Here is a 9,602-nt window from a genome sequence, read left to right on the forward strand (position 1 = left end):
GGCACGCGAATCGGCTGCCGCGTTAGTCTCCACGCTCGGAGGAAACCGGGAGGCAGCCATGACCGATCGCGACCCCGCGCCCGTGCCCACTGCGGTGGTGACCGGAGCTGGGACCGGCCTGGGTCGGCAGAGCGCGCTCGCCCTCGCGGCCGCCGGCTTCCGGGTGGCGCTGCTCGGCCGCACCGCCGCGACCCTCGAGGAGACGGCCGCCCTGGTCGTCCCCCCAGCGACCCCGCCGCTGGCTCTACCCACCGACGTTTCGGATCTGACTGCGGTCGACGACGCGTTCGCCCGGGTGATGGCTCAGTGGGGCCGCGTCGACGTCCTGGTCAACAACGCGGGCATCGCCGGACCCGCCGGGCCTCTGGAGGACGTAACGCCGGCGCAGTGGGACGAGGTGCTGGCCGTCAACGTGACCGGAAGCTTCCGGTGCGCCCAGTATGCGGTCCGGATCATGAAGACCCAGCGGCCCGAAGGCGGGCGCATCATCAACATCGGCTCGGTCGCCGCGCAGCGACCGCGGCCCGACAGCGTCTCCTACGCCGTCTCCAAGCACGCCATGACCGGGCTGACCGCGTCGATCGGCCTCGAAGGCCGTAGCCACCTGATCAGCTGTACCCAGATCGACATCGGCAACGCCGCAAGCTCCATGACGGAGTCGATCGCGGCCGGTATCGGCCAGGCCGACGGCACGAGCGCCGCCGAGCCGACCTTCGATCCGGTCCACGTCGGTGAGCTGGTGGCCCACCTCGCCGCGCTCCCGGTCACCGTCAGCGTGCCGCAGACGACCATCCTCGCGACCGGGATGCCGTTTCTCGGCCGCGGCTGACGGTGCTGTGTGCACCGGGAGGTCAGCCGTGCCAGAACTGCCGTACCTCGATGGAACCGCCCTCCGCCACCGGGTGCCGCGACGCGATCTGCACAGCCTCCTTGAGGTCCGCGCACTCGAGAATGTCGAAGCCGACGATGGCCTCCTTGGTCTCGGCGAACGGACCGTCGGTCACAAGGACCTCGCCGTTGCGCACCCGCACCGTGGCGGCCTCGCTCGACGGGCGCAGCATGTCGCCGTCGACGCGTACGCCGCTGGCCGTCACCTCGTCCAGCCACGGGAAGCTCTCGTCGCCGTCCTGCTCGGAGCTGTCGGCGGAGGAGTCCGCATTCGCCCGTGCCGCATCGAAACAGACCAACATCATGTACTTCATCGCAACCACTCTCCGCCTTGTCTCTGATGGGCGTCCCTCGTCGGTGCTCCGCCGCGGGGCCATGTACATCCGGTACGACGAACGGGTCGGTCCCTGATGGACAGCCCGCTTGATAAAACTTGACCGAGCCGATCCTCCTGCCTCAAGGACGTCCATGCTGCTGATCCCCGGCGAGCCGATCGTCATCCTCCCCCGCGATCCCGGCCTGGCGCCGCAGGCGAGCGGAGCCCCGGCGATCGCCGCGTGGGCCGCCGCCAGCCTCGGCGTACCCACCACGTTCCTCGGCGGTGTCGGCGCCGACGATGCCGGAGACCTCATACGGGCCACGCTGGCGGCCGTCGTCGCCGACCCCTCGGCCATCGTCACCAAAGCCGGTCTCCCGACCGCCACCGCCCGGGTGGACTACGACCCGGACGGCTCGCGGAGATTCGACTTCCACGTCGCCGGCAGCGCCGCCACCGCCCTGGACCTGAGCGACCTGGACCGCCGACCGGAGCAGGCCACGTGGGTGCACGTATCGGGATCGGCGCTGCTGTTCGGTGGCACGACGACCGCGACCGTCGTGGAGGCGGTACGCCGGGGCCGGGCGGCCGGCGCGACCGTGTCCGTCGACCCCAACCTGCGCGCCGAACTCGACGATCCGGCCGGGCTGGCCGCCGTCCGGCGGCTCTGCGAGCAGGCCGACGTCCTCTTCCCCAGCGAGGGCGAGCTGGAGGCGCTCGGGCTCGACGAGGATCACCTGGTCGGGGCCGGTACGGCGGTGTGCCGCACGATGGCGGCTGACGGGGCGCGGCTGCGGGCCGGGCGGCTCGACCTGACCATTCCCGCGGTCGCGCCCGCCGAGCAGGTCGTCGACCCGGACGGCGCCGGTGACACGTTCGCCGGTGCGGTCATCGCCGCGAGGATGCGCGGCTCGACCTGGGGCGATGCGATCCGTGCGGCCTCGCAGGTGGTCGCTCGCGCCATCACCGTCGCCGGGCCGATGACCATGACGCTCCGCCCGGCCGACCTCGTCCTGCCGACGGCGGCCGGCGAGTAGGACCGCCGTTCAGCCGGCCGGAGCGGTATTGTGCCGCCGCCTCCGGCGGAGCACGACGGCGCCGACCGCGGCGAGCGCCAGCACCAGTGCGATCGGGGCGACGTAGCCGAGTGTGGCGAGAATCCAGCGCAGGCTGACGACGAGCGCGTGCCAGCCGCCCGCGAGCGCCGAGCCGAAACCGGCGGGGCCGCTGGCGGCCCGGACCGGCGTTCCGCGCATCGCCAGGTCGACGGTGAGCGTGGCGAGCGCGATCTGGTCCGACAGCGCCCGCTGCTGGGCCTGCATCGACTCGAGATCGCCCTCGCGCTGGGTCAGCTGGCTCTCCAAGGACACGAGATCGGAGATGCTGCCGGAGTGTGCCAGGAAGCCCTGGAGCCGCTTGACACTCGCCGCGAGCGTCGAGACGCGCGCGCCGATGTCCGCCTTCGACGCGGTGACGTCCTCTCCGCGAACGGATCGGCTGATCTCGGTGCCGAGCGAGTCGACTTCGCCGATGACGGCCTCCAACGCCGTCGGGGGCACGCGCAGCACGACTTCGGCCGTACGCCGTCCGTGCGTCGTCGTGCGCTGGTCACGGTCCACCCGGCCCTGATTCTTGCTCGCCAGACGCAGCACGGTATTTGCCGCGCGGTCGACGTCGTCGGTCCGCATGTCGAGTGTCGCGGTGCGTACGACGTCCCGGCTCTGTAGCGAACCGGAGGCCGGCTGAACGGTCTTCGGAGCCGCCGTGGCGGCGCTCGGAGCGCGATCCGCGGCGCCTCCGGAGGCCGACCCCGACGTCTCCGTCGATCCGGTGCAGCCGGCGGCCACGATCAGCAGGGCCACGGCGAGACCGGTCCCGACGGCGGTGCGAGGCCAAGCCGGCGATCGCGGAAACCGTTGGTGTGCCGCCATGACGGCTCCTCTCGCCGGGTCCTATCCACCTAGACTCGACGACCAGCCCGTCGGTTCCATCGTCCTCACACGACGCAGAACTCGTTGCCCTCTGGATCAGCCATCACCATGTGGTCGAGCGTGCCGTCGATGTTGTCCGCGCGGATGACCGTCCCGCCCGCCTCGACCAGGCGCTCGACCGTCTCGGTGATCCTCGACGTCCGGACATCGGAAGCCTCGCTGCGGCCACCGCTGACCTGCACGTCGAGGTGGACGCGATTCTTGGCGACCTTGGACTCCGGCACCTTGAGGAACGAGATGCCCGGCGTCACGCCGTCGGGATCGTGGAGGTAGGCGCCGTCATCCCACTCCTCTTCCGGAACACCGACGTGAACGAACCAGTCCGGCCAGGTGTCGAACCCCGGCGGTGGCGAGGCCCCGACGTAGCCCAGCGCCAGGCTCCAGAACGCCGCCAGCTTCGCCGGTTGCGCACAATCGAAGGTCACGCCCCATTTTCCTGCCACTCCGCCTCCCTCATCGCCGTCAGCTCCGAGTGAACCAGGTGGCTGGGACATCGCTGTTCAGCGAGGAGGTCATTCAAAGACCCCGGGGCAAAAAGAAAGGGCAACGAGAAAACCCTCTCCCTGCCACTTTCAATTTATATCGCAGTGGGGGGCTTGCCGCAAGACCCGGGTCGTGCCGCAAAATCACCGGGCCGCGGAAGCTCAGATCGGAGCCGATGACGTGAACCTCATGACTACCAGCGTGTTTGACCTGCCCGCCCCTCTCACTCCCAAGGCCGACCCGGCGCTGATCGCCGGCGATGAGGAGCATTTCGCGGCCATCGCGGAGAGCCTCGAGCAGTCGATCGTCGAGCTGTCCGACCGCCTCGACACCGAGCGCAAGGCGCCTGCCGGCTCAGGCCGGAAGGCGATGGACCGGGACATGGAGATCCACAGGTTGACCACCCGCCTGCGCACCCTGCGTCGCTTCGGTCTGGACCTGTGCCTCGGACACATGGTTCACGAAGACAACCCCGAGCCCGTCTACATCGGACGACTCGGCCTTACGGAAAGCGCGGGTCGTCGGCTGCTGCTCGACTGGCGCACGCCCGCGGCTGAGCCGTTCTTCGGCGCGACCCACGCCAACCCGATGGGTCTGGCCAGTCGCCGCAGGTATCGCTGGACCCGCGGTCGCATCAACGACTACTGGGACGAGGTGTTTGCCCCGGATGGGTTCGAAGGGCACGCCGCGCTGGACGACCAATCCGCCTTCATCGCCAGCCTGGGCAGCACCCGGTCGCCCCGGATGCGGGACGTGCTCAGCACCATCCAGGCCGACCAGGACGCCATCATCCGTGCGGGATCGCACGGCGCTCTCGTCGTCGACGGCGGTCCGGGGACCGGGAAGACCGTGGTGGCTCTGCACCGCGCCGCCTACCTCCTCTACTCCGACCCGCGCCTCGGTCACCACCGCGGCGGCGTGCTGTTCATCGGTCCGCATCAGCCCTACCTGGCCTACGTCGCCGACGTACTGCCCAGTCTCGGAGAGGAAGGCGTGCAGACCTGCACCTTGCGGGACCTCGTCCCCGAGGGACCTGCGGCGGCCGTCGAAGGCGACCCGGACGTTGCCCGCCTGAAGTCGTCTGCGGACCTGGTGACGGCGATCGAAGCGGCCGTCAGGTTCTACGAGGAGCCCCCCACCAAAGGGATGACGGTCACGACCGACCGGTCTGACATCTGGCTGAGCGCGGCCGATTGGGCCGAGGCGTTCGAGACACCAGACCCCGGTACTCCGCACAACGAGGCACGGGACCAGATCTGGGAGACGCTGCTCACGATTCTGATGGACAAGTACGGCGGCGACGACTCCCCCGACCTCGTCCGGAAGTCGTTGCTGCGTAACGAAGAACTGCTCGCAACCTTCAACAGCGCGTGGCCGCTGCTCGAAGCACCCGACCTCGTCGGAGACCTGTGGTCGGTCCCCGCCTATTTGCGCAAGTGCGCGCCTTGGCTCAATGCCGATGACGTTCGGACGCTGCGACGTGAGGACGCCCAGTCCTGGACGGTGCCCGACCTACCGCTCCTGGACGCGGCGCGGCAGCGGCTCGGCGACCCGGAGGCGTCCCGACGTCAGCGGCGGCAAGCGGCCGCCGTTGTCGGCCAACGGGATCAGATGTCCATGGTCATCGACCACCTGATCGCCGCGGACGACTCCGACATGCAGATGATGTCGATGCTGCGCAAGGAGGACCTGCAGCGCGCCCTGGTCGACGACGCACTGCCCAACGCCGACCCTGATCCGCTCGCCGGCCCGTTCGCGCACATCGTCGTGGACGAGGCCCAGGAGCTGACAGATGCGGAGTGGCAGATGTTGCTGCTGCGCTGCCCGTCGAGGAGCTTCACCATCGTCGGAGACCGCGCTCAGGCCAGGCACGGATTCACCGAGTCGTGGCAGGAGCGGCTCGAGCGCATCGGGCTCGGCCGCATCGACCTGGCCTCCCTGAGCATCAACTACCGGACACCCGAAGCGGTCATGACCGAAGCCGAGCCGGTCATCCGGGCCGTGCTTCCGGACGCCAATGTGCCGACCTCGATCCGTTCCAGCGACGTGCCCGTCGTACACGGACCGGCGTCGGATCTGGGCTCGATCCTCGACACCTGGCTCGCCGCTGACGCCGACGGAATCGCCTGCGTCATAGGCGATCCGTCGTTCCCGGCGACGCGCCGCATCCGGTCGCTGACGCCCGAGCTGGCGAAGGGACTCGAGTTCGACCTGGTCGTTCTCATCGACCCGGAGAGGTTCGGCGACGGCATCGAGGGAGCGGTCGACCGTTACGTCGCGATGACCCGCGCGACCCAGCAACTGGTCATCCTCACAAGCCGGTGACCGCGGCGGTGGCGGTGAACTCCGTCCGAGTTGGAATTACGCGGAGTGGGCGGCGAGGGTGAGCTCGACTATGCGGTCGGCGTACTTGGTGGTGACCGATTTTCCCGTGACCAGAATCCGGAGGAAGAGCGGCGCGACCAGAGTCTCGATCAGCAGATCGGCGTCGGTATGCGGGTCGAGCTCACCCCGCTCGATTCCCCGCTCGATGATTGAGCCGGCGAGCGCGAAGCGTTGCGCCCAGAACGACGTGGCGACCGCGTCGATGCCTGGTGCCCTGCCGGACTCGGCGACGTAGGTCCGCAGCAGTGTCAGGCTGATCGGTGCGGAGAGGGTGCCGACGATGGCGTGGGTGAGCGCCCGGAGATCGCCTCGGACCGACCCGGTGTCAGGGGTGGGCACGTCGCGCGCCGCTGACGCAAGAACGGCGTCGACGACGAGTTCCTCCTTGTTGGCCCAGCGCCTGTACACGGTCGAGCGATGCACCCCGGCCCGGGCCGCGATGCGGTCGAGGGCGAGGGACCCGTAACCCACCTCGACCAACTCGGCGAGGGTCGCGTCGAGGATGGCCTGGCTCGCACGAGCCGTACGACCGCCGGGCCGACGTGCCGTGTCTGACGAACCGCGCCGACGCGGTGGGACCGTCGCCATCACCCTCCTCGGTGCACGGTTCAGACAGGTTGCCTCGCCGAACCGACTCTGTCATCCTAGCCTATGGCGACACACCGTCGCCTTTGGGCAGGAGGTCGGTGGCCATGTTCCGCATCACCCGAGGATTGATGGCGCTCGCAGCCCTCAGTGCGTTGGCCGCCACCCTCTCGGGCATCCCGACGGTGCTGAACGCCTCCTCGGAGACCGTCGTCGTGGAGACGTGGCGCCTGTGCGGATTCGCGCTCTTCGCCGGCCTGTTCACCCTGCTGGCGCTCAACCCCACCGGGCACCGGGGCGTATGGGAGCTGGTCATCGCCAACAAGCTGGTGCTCACCGCGCTCGCCATCGGCTATGCGACCCACGGCCATATCGACGGAACGACCGACGTCCTGGTCTGGGACGGGCTGCTGACGATCCTGCTGATCGCCGCCTACGTCAGCTGCCGGGGCTGGCAGAAGGTCGACCGCGCGCTGCTCATGCGAGAATCCGGCCATGGCAGCGACGACTGCCGTCGTCAGGACCGGGGACGGGCTCAAGGAACTCCTCCAGCAGGCGCACGACGGCCGGATCCAGGTTCCCGAGTTTCAGCGGGAGACGACCCCGGGCGATGGGTGGATCACGAGCCTCATCGCCAGCGTTTCGCTGAACTATCCGATCGGCGCGGTGATGCTCCTGCGCGCGGGAGACCCTGAGACACGGTTCGAGTCGCGTCCCATAGTGGGCGCGCCTATGTCTTCGCCGGTACCCGAATGGCTGTTGATCGACGGGCGGCAACGCATTACCTCGCTGTACCAGGTACTTTCGTCCGGCCGACTCAGGTACTACCTCGACATCAACGCGTGCCTCGACCCGAATGTGGATCGTGACGAGGCGGTCATGTCTGTGCCGGAGGAGACCGATCTCGGTACGACGGAGTCTGAGTGGGAACGTTGCGTCTTCCCGCTCCACCTGATTTTCGGGCCGGATGCAGAACGACGGCGCTGGCAACGCGGCTTCGTCGAGCACGGGAATGACGCGGGGATGCGGGAGCGGTTGATGGACCAGTTCGGAACGGAGGTACTCGAGGTGTTCGGCGGCTACGTCGTGCCGGCTATCGCGCTCGGTCAAGAGACGACCAGATGGTCCGTGCGGGTCCACGGGGGGCCGGACGGACCAAGCCTCTCCGACCGGTTCCGACGTACCGACGGCGCCTCCCGATGAGCGGACGAATCGCCGGCGACTTCGACTACGAGACGTACGGCGGCGGCTATGCCGCGCAGCGTCGTACCGATCCGCGAATCGCCGCCTTGGTGCATGCCGCACTTGGACTTAGGGCGGCACGGGCCAGGATCACTACATGACTTCGATGACAGTGCGCCTCATCGGCGGACCGACCGCCCTGATCGAGATAGGCGGGCTACGCCTGCTCACCGACCCGACCTTCGACCCGCCCGGCGACCATCCGGTCGGCAGCCGGACGCTCGTCAAGACCCGCGGGCCGGTAGTGCCACTCGACGAGATCGGCCCGATCGACGCTGTCCTGCTCTCGCACGACCAGCATCCGGACAACCTCGACGACGGCGGCCGCACGCTGCTCGGCCGGGTCCCGCTGGTGCTCAGCACCACCGACGCGGAAAAGCGGCTCGGCGGGCGCACCACCGCGTTGCCGGCCTGGCAGGATTTTTCGCTCGCCCGGCCCGGCGGTCGGATGCTGTGGGTGACCGGCGTACCGGCGCAGCACGGGCCCGACGGTACGACGGACGTGACCGGAGAGGTCACGGGCTTCGTGCTCCGCGCTGACGACCTGCCCACCGTCTACGTCAGCGGGGACAACGCCTCCCTCGACCTCGTCGGGACCATCGCCGACCGCGTCGGCACGATCGACGTCGCGCTGCTCTTCGCGGGTGCCGCGCGGTCCCCGTTGCTGGATGCCAACCTGACTCTCGACAGCGACCAGGCGGCCCGGGCTGCGCAACGCCTCGACGCCGGCGTCGTCATCCCGGTGCACACCGAGGGCTGGCAGCATTTCACCCAGGGACCGGACACGATCGCGGATGCCTTCGCCCGGCGGGGCGAGCAGGAGCGGCTCGTCCTGCTCGGTCCCGGGGAGAGCACAACGCTGTAGCCCGACCGCAGGGCAGGATGACTACCGTGGCGATACGTCGTACCCCCAGCCCGGTGAGCCTCCTTCCCGACTTCTCCGGACCGGCGCGGATGTGGGGATCGCCTGGTGGGTCGGGCGATCGACGCCTGCTCTGCGTGTCCGGCCTGGGCGGTGACGTCGACGAGTGGGCGGGCGTCGGTCCTGGGCTCGCCGTACACGGTGAAGCGGTCGCCGTCGAGGCGGCCGGTGCCGGGCTACGCACCGGCGACGGTCCGCTCCGGGCCGGGGTCACGGCGCTCGAGCCGCTGCTGGCCGACACCTCGCGACCGTGCGTCCTCGTCGGCCATTCGATGGGCGGCGTCATCGGCCTGCTGACCGCGACCGCACAGCCCGATCGGCTGGCCGGCCTGATCCTCACCTCGCCATTCCTCCCGGTCGGTCGCGGTGATCGCTCGGCCGTGGCCACCGCGGCCGACTACGCCCACCACCGCATGCTCTTCGCACGCGACGTACGGAGTCGCCGGCGCGCCCGGCAGGCGCGCAGCGCTGCCGGTCCGGGTAATCGCGCGGCAGGCCTGCGGGCGCTCGCCCGATACGGTCTCCGACCGGCCGCCTTCCACGCCATGGCCGACCGGGTCACCTGCCCGGTCCTCCTCGTGCACGGCGGCGACGATCACTACGTCCCGCCCGCATTCGCCCGCGCCGCCGCCACTCGTCATCCGGATTGGCGACTGGACGTGATCGCCGGTGCCGGGCACTTCCCGCACCGCGACAACCCGGCCGACTGGCTCGCCCGCGTCGACCCGTGGCTGCGGCGGCTGTGGACGGCGTGACGCCCTGCCTTGCGGCACCGCCGCGGCGATCATCG

At 69.7% G+C, this 9,602-nt stretch carries 10 protein-coding genes; 6 read left to right on the top strand and 4 right to left on the bottom strand.

From position 1 onward, the window contains the following. The first annotated feature begins 58 nt into the window (after nt 1–58). Complete coding sequence (locus VGH85_15210) at nt 59–829, top strand: SDR family oxidoreductase (protein ID HEY2175154.1); 771 nt, start codon at nt 59–61, stop codon at nt 827–829. 22 nt (nt 830–851) lie between these two features. Here the strand turns inward: VGH85_15210 and VGH85_15215 are convergent, their stop codons facing one another. Beyond that, nucleotides 852–1,202: a YciI family protein gene (locus VGH85_15215; GenBank protein ID HEY2175155.1), complete on the bottom strand. Its 351-nt coding sequence runs from the start codon at nt 1,200–1,202 to the stop codon at nt 852–854. 154 nt (nt 1,203–1,356) lie between these two features. On the opposite strand from VGH85_15215, the gene VGH85_15220 reads away from it, so the two are divergent. Beyond that, the gene (locus tag VGH85_15220) at nt 1,357–2,241 is read left to right on the top strand and encodes a PfkB family carbohydrate kinase (GenBank protein HEY2175156.1); all 885 of its coding nucleotides are present in this window, start codon (nt 1,357–1,359) and stop codon (nt 2,239–2,241) included. A 9-nt stretch (nt 2,242–2,250) separates the two neighbouring features. Here the strand turns inward: VGH85_15220 and VGH85_15225 are convergent, their stop codons facing one another. Next, nucleotides 2,251–3,135 (bottom strand): DUF4349 domain-containing protein, encoded by an 885-nt coding sequence (locus VGH85_15225; protein HEY2175157.1) that lies wholly within the window; start codon nt 3,133–3,135, stop codon nt 2,251–2,253. Between the two features lie 65 nt (nt 3,136–3,200). Continuing rightward, a complete protein-coding gene (locus tag VGH85_15230) occupies nt 3,201–3,620 on the bottom strand; it encodes a VOC family protein (GenBank protein ID HEY2175158.1) in 420 nt (139 codons plus the stop codon). 238 nt (nt 3,621–3,858) lie between these two features. Between VGH85_15230 and helR the strand changes: the two genes are divergently transcribed. Next, nucleotides 3,859–6,003, top strand: coding sequence for an RNA polymerase recycling motor ATPase HelR (helR, locus tag VGH85_15235; protein HEY2175159.1), 2,145 nt, complete (start codon nt 3,859–3,861; stop codon nt 6,001–6,003). A 36-nt stretch (nt 6,004–6,039) separates the two neighbouring features. Here helR and VGH85_15240 read toward each other — a convergent pair whose 3' ends face one another. Beyond that, complete coding sequence (locus tag VGH85_15240; GenBank protein HEY2175160.1) at nt 6,040–6,651, bottom strand: TetR/AcrR family transcriptional regulator; 612 nt, start codon at nt 6,649–6,651, stop codon at nt 6,040–6,042. Nucleotides 6,652–7,143: 492 nt separating this feature from the next. Here VGH85_15240 and VGH85_15245 point away from each other — a divergent pair, with 492 nt between their 5' ends. The 3 genes from VGH85_15245 to VGH85_15255 all read left to right on the top strand — a co-directional run bounded on the left by VGH85_15245 (nt 7,144) and on the right by VGH85_15255 (nt 9,567). Continuing rightward, nucleotides 7,144–7,851: a DUF262 domain-containing protein gene (locus tag VGH85_15245; protein HEY2175161.1), complete on the top strand. Its 708-nt coding sequence runs from the start codon at nt 7,144–7,146 to the stop codon at nt 7,849–7,851. A 136-nt stretch (nt 7,852–7,987) separates the two neighbouring features. Further along, on the top strand, nt 7,988–8,755 hold the full coding sequence (locus VGH85_15250; protein HEY2175162.1) for an MBL fold metallo-hydrolase: 768 nt from the start codon (nt 7,988–7,990) through the stop codon (nt 8,753–8,755). A 53-nt stretch (nt 8,756–8,808) separates the two neighbouring features. Continuing rightward, nucleotides 8,809–9,567, top strand: a complete 759-nt coding sequence (locus VGH85_15255; protein ID HEY2175163.1) for an alpha/beta hydrolase — start codon at nt 8,809–8,811, stop codon at nt 9,565–9,567. Nucleotides 9,568–9,602 lie beyond the last annotated feature (35 nt).

Source organism: Mycobacteriales bacterium, assembly GCA_036497565.1.
GTDB lineage: Bacteria > Actinomycetota > Actinomycetes > Mycobacteriales > QHCD01 > DASXJE01.